This window comes from Ammoniphilus soli (assembly GCF_040813775.1).
The window spans coordinates 46,604-60,696 of record NZ_JBEGDL010000018.1; the positions used below are offsets into that span (position 1 = coordinate 46,604).

Genomic DNA, 14,093 nt, shown 5'->3' on the forward strand with positions numbered 1-14,093 from the left:
GGAGAAAAAAATGGGGGAAAGTAGATTTTATATTGTTACAACTGGGGGGCAGTCTGTTAAAGATAATGGAACTATTATTTTACATTTACTGAATCCTTTAAAATCAAAAAAATCATTGCAAATAGGATCTGTTAAGTCAAAGGGTTCTTGTGATTACTGCCTTGAAGTCCAAGAAGATTGTGCAATTTTAGCAAAGGGAGTTTTATTGGAAAAGTTTAACTTCAAAAATTTTTCATATGATTATTCGAGTCTTGTATCCGCTCAAATGATCATTCATGATGCAAATCCTATAATAGGAGGGCATGTAATGGATACATTTTTATCCCATAATGGAATCGCTGGAAAAGATTATAAGGGGACTTACGTAATAATGCCTGGACAGTCCATTTCCTTTTACATCACCAATCTGACTGGAGCGGAACAGAGCTTTACGATTAGTGTTGGTTGGATGGAGAAATAAAGGTGCCTTTGTGATTGTTTTCTTGCATCGGGTTTCTCGAAATGATCAAGTCCTGATCTCATCTTTCTGATTGTGTTAGCAAATAAACGCCCGACCTCTAATAATAGAGGATCGGGCGTTTTTATCTATTTCCTATACAAAATAAAATCCAAACCCTAGAATGATATAGACCGCTAGCAGGAGGATTCCTTCAAACCAATTCGTGGCGCCGTCCCGTGATATGGACTTCGCAATAAACGCGCTAACCCCTATAGCCACAAGCTCATATTGGCTGAAGATAATGTCCATCGGATTTCCGAACAGGTAACTGATAAATACGAGGACAGGAGCAACAAACAAAGCGATTTGCAAGCTGCTTCCTACTGCGATTTCCACTGAAGTTCCGATTTTATTTTTCATCGCCATGAAGATAGCTGCACTATGCTCGGCTGCATTTCCAACAATGGCGACCACGAATATCCCCAAAAAGGCTTGGGACAAGTGGAGGCTTTCTGCCACACCATGGAGGGAATGGACGAGCCATTCAGAAGTGACAGCGACAAAAATGGTAGAGATCAGCATGATGAGAATCGCGGCTCTGTTACTCCAAACCGGGGTTTCTTCTTCATGCCCCGCCTCACCCGGATCTGTTAATTCTTTTTTGTGGGTCACCATCGAAAAGGTTAACCATAAAAGATAGCATCCGATTAATGCACCCGCCACAACTAAGCTAAAGATATGTAACTGGCCGTTTTCCAGGGAGCCGGCAAACGCAGCGGGAATAAAAAGAGCTATGACACTCAGCAGCATCAAGGAGGCATTGTGTCCAGCCAGCATGCCATTGAATTTTTGGACCTTGAATTTAAGCCCGCCAAAGAAGAGGCTGAGGCCGAGCACAAGCAGGAGATTGCCAATGATGGAGCCGGTAAGCGAGGCTTTCACCATGTCGAACATGCCTTCCTTAATCAAAATCGTAGCAATAATCAACTCCGCAGCATTGCCGAAGGTCGCGTTTAAAAAACCTCCGATGCGTTCACCGGCATAATGCGCCACGCTCTCAGTTGCTTTTCCCAAAAGAGCGGCAAGCAATATCACGGATAAGGAGGCGGTGCCAAATTGCAGCCCTGTGGAGTGGGTAAAATAATGGGCCCATGCGCTGAGAGCAAGGGAAACGGCAATGGCAAGGTAAAACAATTTGGTTTTCATTTGGTTCTCGTTCTCCTCCTAAATGATAAATATAATAAATCCCCTTAACCATACTGTATGGCTAAGGGGGATTTGATTATAACGAGGAGTTTTATATATCTAAGTCATAGGCATACACTGCATTTTCCTGAATAAACTCGCGGCGGGGCTCCACACTTTCACCCATGAGCATCTCCACCAGTTCGTTAGCTTCTGCGGCATCTTCGAGATAGACGCGCTGGAGGGTTCGGGTCTCGGGGTTCATAGTCGTCTCCCAAAGCTGGTCTGGATTCATTTCGCCGAGGCCCTTATAGCGCTGGGTGCTAGGTTCAGACTTAGCCGGGAGCTGCTGCAGAATCTTTTCTTTTTCCTGATCATTGAAAGCGTAGTAAATAGTTTTGCCTTGCTGGATCTTATAAAGCGGCGGCTGGGCGATATAGATATAGCCATGGGCAATGAGCTCGGGCATATAGCGAAAGAAAAACGTCAAAAGGAGGGTGCGGATATGGGCGCCGTCCACGTCCGCATCCGTCATGATGATAATCTTATGATACCTCAGCTTGCTGAGGGTAAAGTCATCATGCACCCCTGTCCCCAAGGCCTTGACGATGGCTCGAATCTCCTGGTTGGACAGGATTTTATCCAGCCGAGCCTTTTCCACATTCACGATTTTTCCCTTCAAAGGAAGGATCGCTTGAAAATAACGATCCCTGCCTTGCTTCGCCGATCCTCCGGCAGAATCTCCTTCAACAATGTAAATTTCGCTTTCCGCTGCATTTCGACTAGCGCAGTCCGCTAGTTTTCCCGGTAGCATCATGCTATTTTCCAGGGAGTTTTTTCTCCGGGTCAATTCTCTCGCTTTCTTGGCAGCGATTCGAGCGCGGGAAGCCAAGGATAATTTCTCGATGATTCGTTTGGCATCATTGGGGTTTTCCTCAAGAAAAGCAAAGAATTCGGATCCGAACCAGGTTTCCATCATTCGCCGCACTTCCGCATTCCCTAGTTTGGCTTTGGTTTGCCCCTCGAATAGAGGATCAGGTATCCTGACGTTCAGGATCGCCGTCAGGCCTTCGCGAACATCTTCGCCTGTAAGGTTTGCATCTTTGTCCTTCAGGAGGTGATACTTTCTCACGTAGTCATTAATGGCTTTCGTTAAGGCGGACCTAAAGCCCGCTTCATGGGTTCCTCCCTCATGGGTGGGAATATTATTTGCATAAGATAGGATGCTGGAATCCAGACGATCATGATATTGAAGAGCCAGCTCGAAATACATGCCATCCTGCTCTAAGGAGGAAGAAAAAAGCTGTTCATGAATGCTGGGCTTGGCCTGATTTAATTCCCGGATAAAAGAAGTGACCCCGCCATCATAGAGGAAAACCTCCTTGAGCTCGTTGGATCGGTCATGGAGCGTGACTTGGATTCCTTTATTTAAAAAGCAAAGCTCTTTTATTCTTTTCTTGATCAAGCCATATTGGAATTCTACCGTCTCCTTAAAAATTTCCGGATCCGGGCGAAAGGTAACCTGGGTTCCTGTTCCATCACTCGTTCCGACGACCTCGAGGGGGGTTAAAGGAATGCCCCTCGAGAACTGCTGTTTATAGGTATGTCCATTTCGGCTGACTTCCACGATGAGCCACTCAGATAAGGCATTGACGGCAGATAAGCCTACCCCGTGCAGGCCGCCTGAAACTTGGTAGCCTTTTCTGCCGAATTTCCCCCCAGCATGCAAGATCGTCAGGACGGTTTCAACGGTGGATTTGCCCGTTTGCTCATGGATATCGGTGGGAATGCCTCTCCCGTTATCCTTTACTGATAGGCAATGATCAGGGAGGAGGCAGATTTCAATTTCCGTGCAGTATCCGGCAAGGGCTTCATCAATGCTATTATCCACAATTTCCCACACGAGATGGTGAAGTCCTTCGGCTGTGGTCGATCCGATATACATGCTCGGTCTTTTGCGTACGGCCTCGAGCCCTTCCAGAACTTGAATTTGGTCGACGTCGTAATGTTCCTTGGCCATAGCGGTCTAGACCTTTGCCTCTTGATAGAAAGGGGAAACGACCTTTACCTTCTCTTCGATCTCTTTGGCGATATGCATATAGATATCACTGTTCTTGGAGCCCGGAGGATAAATGGAAAGGGGATGAGATTCGGCATCGGGATCTAGCGAGAAGAAGGGAATGAAGCCGATCACTTCGGTGTCTAAGTATTGAGCCAGCTTTTCCCCGCCCCCTTTGCCGAAGAGATGTTGCTTTTGTCCTTTTTCATCTTCCATATAAGACATGTTTTCAATTACGCCCAGGATCTCATGATTGGCTTTTTTCGCCATGGCTCCTGCCCTATAAGCAATATTGGACGCCGTCGGATGGGGAGTGGTCACCACGATTTGCTTGGATTGCGGAATCATGCGGTGAATGCTCAAGGGGATATCGCCCGTTCCTGGCGGCAAATCCAACAGCACATAGTCGAGTTCGCCCCAATACACTTGATTGAAAAAGGTAGTAAGGGCCTTTCCTAACATAGGTCCGCGCCATACCACCGCTTCATTGTCTTTGACGAAAAAGCCCATGGACATGACTTTGACATCATGGTTGGTTACTGGCAAAATCATTTGGTCAATCACGGTAGGCTTTTGCGTGATGCCCATCATGTCAGGAATGCTAAATCCATAGATATCAGCATCGATAATGGCTACTTTTTTGCCTCGGCGAGCCAAGCTCACCGCTAGATTACAGGTTACAGTGGATTTTCCGACTCCGCCCTTACCGCTGCTGACAGAAATGAAGGTCACCTTGGAATTCGGGTCCAGCAAAGGAGAGACTGTCGCTTCCTGTTGGTCCATCTGGGGACCGCGAAGCTTTGCGGTTAGTTCTGCCCTTTCTTCCGCAGACATCGTGCCGAAAATCACCTCAACCACGGAGGCGCCGAGTGCCTTCAGGGCCTGAACGACATCTTCCTTGATTTTTACCTTTAAGGGACAGCCTTGTATGGTCAGGATAATCTCCAAGCGGATCTGATCTCCGTCGATCTGGATATTGCGTACCATATTCAGTTCAACCACACTCTTATGAAGCTCCGGATCCATCACATGGGTTAAGGCTTCCAGTACGTTTTTTTCCATTAACATATCGCCGCACCTGCTTTCTTCGTTTTTTAGAGGCTGATTGCCGGACAATCCGAGTTGTTTAGGACAAAATTCAAAAAGGCTTCCGATGGAACGGACAAGACATGATTTTTCTTATGGATCACGGAGAAGAAGCGGCGAATCTGGATACCTTCGATTTTCAATTTCCGGATGACGCCGAGCTGCAATTCCTTTTGGATAGTGGATTGGGAGATGATCGATATCCCTAGCCCCGATTCGACCGCAGCTTTGATCGATTCCGTATTGCCCAGCTCCAGGATGATGTTTAATTTCTCGGGATCCTTCCCATGGGTGCGGATGGCTTCCTCAAATACCTCCCGCGTGCCGGAGCCTTGTTCCCTTAAGATAATGGGCAGGGAATATAATTCATTCATCGAAATGAACTTCTTGTTTTCAATCAAATGATGGAAGTGCTTGGCTGAAACGATCGCAAATAATTCGTCTTCTAAGAAGGAATGGTATTTCAGGTCCGAGTGAAAGTTGGAATTTTCCACAAAGCCGAGCTCAATTTGCTCATCCTGAAGCAGTTTGATAATTTCGCTGGAGTTGGACGACTTCATGGAAATATTGATTTTCGGATAATCTTGCTTAAACTTGCCTAGGATGTACGGCAGGATGTATTCGCCGACGGTCAGGCTGGCTCCAATCGTCAGATCCCCATGGATGGATTCGGATAGGATGGATAAATCCTTCCTTGCCTTGTTCATCATGTGAATGATTTGCTCGGCGTAGTGGTAAAGGATCTTGCCGGAATAGGTGAGCTTGACGCTTCTCTTTGTCCGTTCAAAGAGCTTTGTGTTCAGACTTTCTTCAAGATTCTGAATCTGCAAGCTGACCGAAGGCTGGGAAAGATGCAGGATCTTCGCTGTTTCGGAAAAATTTTTCCTAGTCGCAGCGATATAAAAGACTTGCAGATGGTCAATATTCATTCGCAGATGCCCCCCTTCTCCTCTCCTAGTGTAGGTGTAATAGTAAAAGCACGAGCAATCCTAATGCTATAAATCCAATCAAACCCACCAGTATCGCACGAATCCCCGCTTTCTTGAAATCGGCAGGTACAATGCCCAATCCAATCCCGGCCATCGACATGGCTAAAAGAAAAACGCTCAAGTCGACCAGATGGGGGACAAGCCCGGACGGGATAAAATGAAAGGAATGAAGCAGGCTGACCAGCAGAAACCCAAGAATAAACCAAGGGATGGGAAGGCTTCTCATGGATGTTTTTTTCTCCCGTTTATCGGTAAAAAAGCAGCTTACAATTAAGGCAATGGGAATCAAAAGGGATACCCTTCCCAGCTTGCTCAAGATCGCAATTTCACTGCTTATTTCCCCTCCTGCATGGGCGGCAGCGACAACATGGCCCAATTCCTGCAGCGTCGCCCCAACGAAAAGACCATATTGGTAGGGGTCTGCCGGAAGAAATTGAAAGGCAAGAATGTAAAGCAGGGTGCCCATCGTGCCCAAAAGGGAGATGCAAGCAATCGAAATGGCCGTATGCTCTTTTCGAGATGAGAGGAGCGGCGAGATGGCCATAATCGCAGCCGCACCGCAGATCGCCGTTCCGGCCGCGACAAGAATCGTAATTCGCTTGTCCAGCGAAAAAGCTTTTCCTGCGTACCCCACCACGGCAAACGTAAAGGATACGACAAGGAGATCAATGACTAGAATCGTAGAGCTTGCTTGGAGCAGGCTTTCTAAATTAAGGCGAACTCCCATGATGATGATGCCTGCGCGGAGCAGATACTTGGTACTGAATTGGATGCCTGCGGTTGCACCCGCTGGAATATCCATGACTCCTCTCCACAGCATCCCCAAGAAAATGGCGATGACCATCGTCCCCATAATCGATAGGTACGGCAGCTTGGAGATCGAAGAAGCCAAGATAGCTAAACAGAAGGTCAGCAGCAATCCCTGGTAAAAAGGCTTGTAGTTTCTGATGTGAAAGGATCTTGGCTGATCAGGAGATAGCTTGACAAGATTTCTCGCCCTATCCATTTTTATCACCCTCCCTTGTATACCATTCAAGATAACATAGAGAGGAGAAGGGCGATTATTAATGTTTCCAATGCGATTCATTAAAGATTGTAATGAGAGAGAAGAAAGGAAAAGAGATCTTTATACTAGATTTTTGGCTAGCACCCCCTAAAAAATAGATAAAAGGATAAAAATCGGTAGGAGTCCATTAAAAAGCTTTATTAATAGATCATGACTTATTAGATTATATTATGGTTTGGCAGTAAATGGCATAAAACGTGACATAATCTTACATAAAGAAAGATTATATTCATCATTTGCAAGTTAAATAAGCATTCGATGTTAACTATATTGACGTCGCTAGAGTTTGGAATCTATAATGTGAGCATGACACCAAGTGAAACGCAATTCGAAAAATTAAAAATAGGAGGAATCAACTTTGGAGACAAGAACGTATGAAACCGATGTGCTGATTATAGGTGGGGGCAGTGCGGGAACGATTGCTGCCATTAAAGCGAAACGGGCCAATCCTGACTTGGACGTCCTAGTGTTGGATAAAGCGGATATCCGGCGAAGCGGAGCCATTGCTATGGGGATGGATGGTTTAAATAATGCGGTCATCCCGGGGTATGCGACTCCTGAAGAATATGTATGGGAAATTACGGATTCCAATGATGGAATTGTCGATCAGGAAGCCATCTATCGGCAAGCGAAAGAATGCTATGAGATCGTCAAGGAACTCGATGAGTGGGGAGTGGACTTCGAGAAAGATGACGCAGGAGAGTTTGTCGTACACCGGGTTCATATGAAAGGGCGATATGTCTTGCCGATGCCGAAAGCGAGTGACCTTAAGAAGATTCTCTCCAGGGAGGTGAAAAAAGCGAAGTGCCAAATCGTCAACCGAGTGATGGCCACGAGGCTGCTGACTTCGGGAAATCGTGTAACGGGAGCGATGGGAGTGGATGTGATGACGGGCGAGTTCGTCATCGTGAAGGCCAAGGCTGTCGTGGTTACCGCAGGGGCCGCGGGACGGCAAGGGCTGACCAATTCCGGTTACTTGTACGGAACCTATGAAAATCCGACGAATTCCGGTGAGGGCTATGCGATGGCTTACCACGCGGGGGCAGAGCTGACAGGGATTGAGTGCTTTCAGATCAACCCAACGATGAAGGATTATGACGGACCTGCTTGTGCCTACGTAGCTGGACCTTATGGAGGGTATACGGCGAACGCCAAAGGTGAGCGCGTGACGATGAACGATTACTGGAGCGGGGCGCTGATCATGCGCATGTGGAATCTGGCCAATCAAGGCCAAGCGCCACTGTTCCTGAAGATGAACCACCTGGATGAAGATACGATCGCAAAGATTGAGTCCATTCTTCATAAGAATGAAAGACCGAGCCGTGATCGATTCCATGCCGGCCGAGGGCACAACTATAGGGAACGGATGGTGGAGCTCAATATCTCCGAACCGGGTCTATGCAGCGGTCACAGCGCTTCGGGCGTACTCATTAACCATGAGGCGGAGACATCGGTAGAGGGATTATATGCAGCTGGCGATATGGCTTGTGTTCCGCACCAATATCTATTAGGGGCCATGACGTTTGGAAAGATTGCGGGAACTAATGCCGCAAAATTCGCAGTATTCCATAAAGGTTTAGAGCCTGATCCAGCTCAAATTGAAGCGGAGAAAGAGCGAATCAGCCGGATTATGGCCAACCCTGATGGCATTCCTCATCACCAAGCCGAGCATAAAATCAGACGGACAGTCAGTGAATATCTGATGCCGCCAAAGATTAGCGACAAGATGGAACTAGGGCTGGAGAGGATTGAGCATTTCCGCAAGGTGGACTTAGCGATGGTGGGAGCTCGCGATCCCCATGAGTTAGGCCGTGCCTTAGAGGTGCATTCCATTGTCGATTGTGCGGAAATGATGGCAAAAGCTTCCCTGTTCCGCAAAGAAAGCCGCTGGGGATTCTATCACTTCCGATTGGATTATCCGGAGCTGGACAATGCCAATTGGTATAAGAGAGTGATTGTGAAAAAAGGCAATGACCAAACGATGAATCTATTTACTCGTGAAGTTCCAAAATTCGTATTAACTAGGGAGGAATCCAAAAATGAGCAACCTATCGCCTAAATTCATTAATCAGAGATTCGAAGCGGCTATTGTCGTCGACCGTGACAAATGCATAGGCTGTGATATCTGTGTTCAAGTTTGCCCCATGGGCATCCTGGCTCTGGATGAGGATAAGAAAGCCTATATGAAATACGATGAATGCTGGTACTGCACGCCATGTGAAACAGATTGCCCTGTTGACGCCATAACGGTTAACATTCCATATCTAGTTCGATAAACCTACTCTAGCGGGCATATATGTGAATAATACTATATTTATAGAATATTAGCAATATGATGCCCGCTATATTCTTGAAATTTATAGGGGGGATTCACTTGCAGTTGTCAGAGGGGAGAAACCGATTCAGGCTGCTAGTCCAGTTTCTTTTATTGATGGGGTTGCTGAGCGGGTGTGGAGGTGAACCCGAGGTTAGCCCAGATGCTCCCGCAGCGGCTTCGGGTGACAAGTCACCTGTTGCGATTACGATAGGCTACCAATCTCCAACGGCCCAAACCTGGGGAGCTTTAATTATTAAGAATCAGCAATTATATGAAAAGCATCTAAAGAGTCTCGAGCCAGATCGAGAGTTTAAGGTTGAGTGGTTCGATTCGCCATCCGGGCCGCCTCTCAATAACGGGATGATCGGCGGGAAAATCCAGATGGCGTTCATGGGGGACATGCCATTGCTTTCCAACGGATCAAAGGGGCAAACGGAAAAGAACTATCGCTCAGTCTTGCTGGCGTTTGATGGGAAGGGGGAGAAGGGGAAAAATCAATCGGTGATGGTTCCGAATAATGGAGTGGAAAGCATGGAAGACCTCAAGGGAAAATCCGTCTCGGTACCCTTGGGCTCAAGTGCACACCGCATGATGCTCGCGGCATTGGAGAAGTACGGCCTTAGCGATGAGGTAGAGGTTGTCGATCACTCGGTCACCGTAGGGATGCAAAGCGTGGAACAAAATAAGATTGCCGCTCATGCAACCTGGGAACCGTATCCTACCCTGATGGAACATAACGGTACGGGGAAATTGCTGCTGGATGGACTGGAGACCGAGATTGATTATTTGGATGGCATTGTTGCGGATTTGAACTGGGTCGAATCTCATCCAGAGTATACGGTTGCTTTCCTGAAGGCTTTAATGGAAGCTCATCAGTTCATTCAAGAGAAACCAGAAGAAGCGGCCAAGATCTTTGCTGAGGAAAGCAAATTTCCCTTGGAGGTATGCGCAAAGCTGGTGGAATCCATTCGTTTCGATGCGGCGCTGTACCAGCGTGACCTCAAAACGCTTCAAGGCAGTGTCGAATTCCTCATCGAACTAGGGAAGTTGAAGGACCTGGATCTGGAGAAATTCGCTGACGACAGCTATTTGCGAAAAGCTGCCGAAGAAATGGGAAAACCTTACCTCAGCGATGAAGAGCTTAAGGGAGATTGGATCGGAAACAAACTATTCTAGATAGAAAGGAGGCGTTCCCGATGAATATGATTCAGCAGCATCCTTCCACCAATCCGGTGAGCAGGGCGGATAGCTTCTCGGACTGGATATCGGAAGTCAGCAAAAAGCCCATGTTTCGATACAGTATCCGACTGTTAAGCGTTGCTGCCTTTTTCATTCTGTGGCAGTGGGCGGTTGCCGTAAATCTGATGTGGCCTCTTCAGTTCGGCAACTTGCCCACGCCGCTGGAAGTGTTTGCGTCCTGGTCGGCCTTGCTTGTGCAGCAAGAGTACTATTTCCATATCGGGATGAGCATTTGGCGGGTGGTTCTGGGCATTGCCATTGGATTAGCAGCGGCCATTCCCTTAGGGCTATGGATCGGGCTATCCCGAACGGCAACGGATACGTGCTTTACCATTTTGGAGATTTTCCGGCCGGTTCCCTTGATTGCTTATCTGCCTGTAGCGATGCTTCTTTTTTCAACGATTGAGAGCAGTATCGTCTTCATTACGTTTATCGGAGCCTTTTTTCCGATCCTGATCAATGTTCGGGATGCTGTGGAGCGCGTGCCCCAATCCTTGGTGAATGCCGCTCGCTGTCTCGGCTGTTCCGCTAGCGGGATTATTTGGCGGGTGTATTTGCCGGCCATGGGATCGCAAATTTTTACCGGATTAGCGGTTGGAGTCGGAGCTTCCTGGATGGGGGTGATCACAGCCGAGATTATGTCCGGAAAGCATGGGATTGGGTACTTTACATGGACTTCCTACAATCTTATGGAGTATGAACACTCCTTTATCGGGATTTTTACTATCGGTGCTTTAGGCTTTCTGTCCTCCGCGCTGGTTCGCTTGGCTGAACGCAAAATGGTCAAGTAATTCAATTTCATTTTAAAGAAGGGGTTGGTTTTCTTGCAGGTTGAAATTAAAGACGTATCGAAATTTTACCACCTTGGGAATGGGGAAAGATTGCAGGCGCTAAACCATGTTTCTTTAAAGATCCCGGAGGGAGAGTTCCTTTGCTTGCTGGGACCTTCCGGATGCGGAAAAAGCACGCTGCTAAGGCTATTGGCTGGCATTGAACCCTATGATACAGGAGTTATCCAATGCAATAACCAAGTGGTAGGAAAACCGGATCCCAACCGTGGGTTCGTGTTTCAGGACTACGCCTTATTTCCATGGTTAACCGTGCGTCAAAACATCCAATTCGGGCTGGAAAACAGAAAGGTGGCTAAGAAGGAACAAAAGGCCATATCGGATCATTATCTTCAAATAATGAAATTAGCCGATGTAGCCGATGCTTATCCTTCCCAGATTTCTGGCGGAATGAAACAAAAGGTAGCGATCGCGAGGGCACTCTGCTTGCGGCCATCCCTGCTTCTGATGGATGAGCCGTTTGGAGCCCTGGATGCGATTACGCGGATGAAATTGCAAGAGGATCTCATCGGAATTTGGCAGCAGGAAAAGGTTACGATTGTTTTTGTCACCCATGATGTGGAAGAAGCGATTTACCTGGGAAGCCGCGTCGCGGTGATGGGTTCGCGCCCAGCGGAAATCAGGGGAATCATGGACATTTCCCTGCCGCGCCCCCGCAACCGGACGACGCCTGAATTCGGGAGACTGCGGGAGAAGGCCCTGGATATCTTAGGCTATCAGACCCCGGCGACGAAAATCAACGTTTCTTAGCTTTTCCGCTTCCTTACACATCGGGGATATAAAAGGATAGACTAATTTGATAGTAGAAGGTGATACGATGAGCGAGCAAATTCTTCAAAACTATCAGGATTTGGAACAGATTCTTTTGTCGATCTCAAATGTGTATGAGGAAAGGACCCCAGCTGAAATAACCAAAATGGTAGAAATTTGCCTGTTTCTATTAGAGGACACGAAACTAAAATCCTTGGAGAACGATGGGAGGCTATACCATGAATCATGATGAGTGTACGCGATGCGGTTCTATAGAATTGCTTTACATTGAATGCCGAACCTGTAATATCGAATACTGCTATTCGTGCGGCCTTCCGTCCAATAGGGATGAGTGTCCAGGGTGCGGATGCTCGAACGTGTTCGATTATGTAATCTAAAGCTTATAAAGCTTATCTATTTGCGGACCGAGGAAAGATTCCTCGGTCCTTTTCGGAGCGTCAGTCAGCCCTTTGAACCGGCTCCAACCTAATGTGTTGCCAGTCGAAAATTGACAAAAAGTTGGAGTTAGTTAATGGACTAAATAAAAAATAAGAGAGATTGTCCCAAAAGCTGGTCCATACGGAAGACTTAATGGGAAAAACTCCACTTATCATCGATAAAACGGTCCAAAATGGAATCAATATAGTGATTAGTAGGAGAATTTCCAACTACTACATATGAAATCTGATAAAGTTTTATTGTAAGTGGAGATTTTCCAACTATTAACTACTTTTAAGACGCCTCTTGCCTTTATACTGTCAGAATTTATACTTCGTAGTCACATCATTCGGACAGCACGAGGAAAACTTATTGACGCAGAACTAAAGCTTGGTGTCAGTCAAGTTTTCTAGTCAAAGGTAATGACGCCAGATGGCTTGTCCCATGAGGCTTTTAGATCGAAGGTTTTTTCGATAACTTCAAGGGGATACATATAGTGATTCGCTCCCATATGAATCGGCCATTCTTCCTCGCTTAAGGCTTTGGCTTTTTCTTCTTTTTCTTTGCCGCCTTCTATATACTCAATGCTCCCATAACGAATAACGATCTTATTCTCTTTATTATTCGGATCATATAAGCTCAAAGGGAAATGATAGAGGACCCCTAGCTCGTAGCCAAAGCCTTCAAAGATTGACTTGGGAAAATAAACGCGGTCATCTTGGATCATGGGGTAGGTGTAGGGCTGTAAGCCCTCTTTGGTGAAGTCGACAACCTGTCCGTTCACTTTGATGGTGAGCCCCGACGGGTCTTGGGGTTGAACGTCCTCTGCTGTGACGTAGACGGAGCTCGTTTTCTCATCCCAATGTACTTTATAGCCCAAAGCCTCCGAAACAAATCGCACAGGGACCATCGTCCTATCCTTGTGGATAAAAGGGGCAACATCTAAGCTTTTCTTGATCCCATTGACATAACCGATTGTGGAGTTGATGACCAGCTTGGAAGTATGACTTTCTTTCTTTGCTGTAACCGACTTCGTCTTTCCGTCCCAGTTGACCGTGGCTTGCAAGTCCTCAAAGAGGGAACGAAGAGGGACAAAGGTTCTTCCATTTATATTTAAGGGTTTATAGTCTCTGACGATTTGATTGATGAAAATGGAATGCGTAGGCTTTGGAGTGGAGCGTTTATCGGAAAGCTCCTCTGAAACAATGACATCTTCTGCGTGTACAGAAGCAAGGCCGGAAAATAGCAATGTTCCTATTAAAGAGAGATGAATGGCATTTTTCATATAAAGGCTCCTCCACAAACTCTATCTATTTATGTAAAAAATTTACTATATTATACATAATAACATACTAGAAAGTTGTTCGCGTGATTTTGCATTGGTAAAAAAGAAAAACGCCCCAAAGGGACGCTGAAGCATTATTCCCTATCATCGTATCGGTCTTCTATTTGCTCTTGTCGATACTCTGTAACGGGATTATTTAATTGTTCATCTTCATGCTCGTCGATCATTTCTTCTTGCCGTTCCTGCTGGATCTCAGGACCTGCACCGCAACCTATGGGGACTGACAGTAATGCGGCAGCAAGAGCCCACTTCATTCCTTTTTTCAACACGATAGCTCCCCCTTTATAACGTGAGTTGTTATTATGATGTTCTGTTTGCCTTAATTTATTCTT

At 46.6% G+C, this 14,093-nt stretch carries 15 protein-coding genes; 8 read left to right on the plus strand and 7 right to left on the minus strand.

The genetic code is table 11. The features are described from left to right. The first annotated feature begins 10 nt into the window (after positions 1 to 10). Positions 11 to 460: a hypothetical protein gene (locus ABLT31_RS25805; protein WP_367757208.1), complete on the plus strand. Its 450-nt coding sequence runs from the start codon at positions 11 to 13 to the stop codon at positions 458 to 460. 132 nt (positions 461 to 592) lie between these two features. On the opposite strand, the gene cax is transcribed toward ABLT31_RS25805, so the two are convergent. The 5 genes from cax to ABLT31_RS25830 all read right to left on the minus strand — a co-directional run bounded on the left by cax (position 593) and on the right by ABLT31_RS25830 (position 6,764). Then, a complete protein-coding gene (cax, locus tag ABLT31_RS25810; RefSeq protein WP_367757210.1) occupies positions 593 to 1,645 on the minus strand; it encodes a calcium/proton exchanger in 1,053 nt (350 codons plus the stop codon). Between the two features lie 91 nt (positions 1,646 to 1,736). Next, positions 1,737 to 3,644, minus strand: a complete 1,908-nt coding sequence (gyrB, locus tag ABLT31_RS25815; protein WP_367757212.1) for a DNA topoisomerase (ATP-hydrolyzing) subunit B — start codon at positions 3,642 to 3,644, stop codon at positions 1,737 to 1,739. Between the two features lie 6 nt (positions 3,645 to 3,650). After that, complete coding sequence (locus ABLT31_RS25820) at positions 3,651 to 4,751, minus strand: Mrp/NBP35 family ATP-binding protein (protein WP_367757214.1); 1,101 nt, start codon at positions 4,749 to 4,751, stop codon at positions 3,651 to 3,653. Between the two features lie 26 nt (positions 4,752 to 4,777). Continuing rightward, complete coding sequence (locus ABLT31_RS25825) at positions 4,778 to 5,698, minus strand: selenium metabolism-associated LysR family transcriptional regulator (RefSeq protein WP_367757216.1); 921 nt, start codon at positions 5,696 to 5,698, stop codon at positions 4,778 to 4,780. A 25-nt stretch (positions 5,699 to 5,723) separates the two neighbouring features. Further along, positions 5,724 to 6,764, minus strand: a complete 1,041-nt coding sequence (locus ABLT31_RS25830) for a YeiH family protein (RefSeq protein ID WP_367757217.1) — start codon at positions 6,762 to 6,764, stop codon at positions 5,724 to 5,726. Positions 6,765 to 7,182: 418 nt separating this feature from the next. Here ABLT31_RS25830 and ABLT31_RS25835 point away from each other — a divergent pair, with 418 nt between their 5' ends. The 7 genes from ABLT31_RS25835 to ABLT31_RS25865 all read left to right on the plus strand — a co-directional run bounded on the left by ABLT31_RS25835 (position 7,183) and on the right by ABLT31_RS25865 (position 12,376). After that, positions 7,183 to 8,883: a fumarate reductase/succinate dehydrogenase flavoprotein subunit gene (locus tag ABLT31_RS25835; protein ID WP_367757218.1), complete on the plus strand. Its 1,701-nt coding sequence runs from the start codon at positions 7,183 to 7,185 to the stop codon at positions 8,881 to 8,883. Next, positions 8,864 to 9,100 (plus strand): 4Fe-4S dicluster domain-containing protein, encoded by a 237-nt coding sequence (locus tag ABLT31_RS25840; RefSeq protein WP_367757219.1) that lies wholly within the window; start codon positions 8,864 to 8,866, stop codon positions 9,098 to 9,100. The genes ABLT31_RS25835 and ABLT31_RS25840 overlap by 20 nt, the downstream gene beginning before the upstream one ends. 98 nt (positions 9,101 to 9,198) lie before the next feature. Continuing rightward, positions 9,199 to 10,317 carry an ABC transporter substrate-binding protein gene (locus tag ABLT31_RS25845; protein WP_367757220.1) on the plus strand — a complete coding sequence of 373 codons (1,119 nt, stop codon included), beginning with the start codon at positions 9,199 to 9,201 and terminating at the stop codon, positions 10,315 to 10,317. Positions 10,318 to 10,337: 20 nt separating this feature from the next. Further along, positions 10,338 to 11,171 (plus strand): ABC transporter permease, encoded by an 834-nt coding sequence (locus tag ABLT31_RS25850; RefSeq protein ID WP_367757222.1) that lies wholly within the window; start codon positions 10,338 to 10,340, stop codon positions 11,169 to 11,171. 33 nt (positions 11,172 to 11,204) lie between these two features. Beyond that, a complete protein-coding gene (locus tag ABLT31_RS25855) occupies positions 11,205 to 11,978 on the plus strand; it encodes an ABC transporter ATP-binding protein (protein WP_367757224.1) in 774 nt (257 codons plus the stop codon). 67 nt (positions 11,979 to 12,045) lie between these two features. Further along, entirely contained in the window at positions 12,046 to 12,228 is a 183-nt protein-coding gene (locus ABLT31_RS25860) for a hypothetical protein (protein ID WP_367757226.1), read from the plus strand. Further along, entirely contained in the window at positions 12,218 to 12,376 is a 159-nt protein-coding gene (locus ABLT31_RS25865; protein WP_367757228.1) for a hypothetical protein, read from the plus strand. The genes ABLT31_RS25860 and ABLT31_RS25865 overlap by 11 nt, the downstream gene beginning before the upstream one ends. Positions 12,377 to 12,825: 449 nt before the next feature. On the opposite strand, the gene ABLT31_RS25870 is transcribed toward ABLT31_RS25865, so the two are convergent. Together ABLT31_RS25870 and ABLT31_RS25875 are read right to left on the minus strand one after the other, a co-directional pair. Further along, positions 12,826 to 13,701 (minus strand): copper amine oxidase N-terminal domain-containing protein, encoded by an 876-nt coding sequence (locus ABLT31_RS25870; protein WP_367757230.1) that lies wholly within the window; start codon positions 13,699 to 13,701, stop codon positions 12,826 to 12,828. Between the two features lie 134 nt (positions 13,702 to 13,835). After that, entirely contained in the window at positions 13,836 to 14,030 is a 195-nt protein-coding gene (locus ABLT31_RS25875; protein ID WP_367757232.1) for a hypothetical protein, read from the minus strand. Positions 14,031 to 14,093 lie beyond the last annotated feature (63 nt).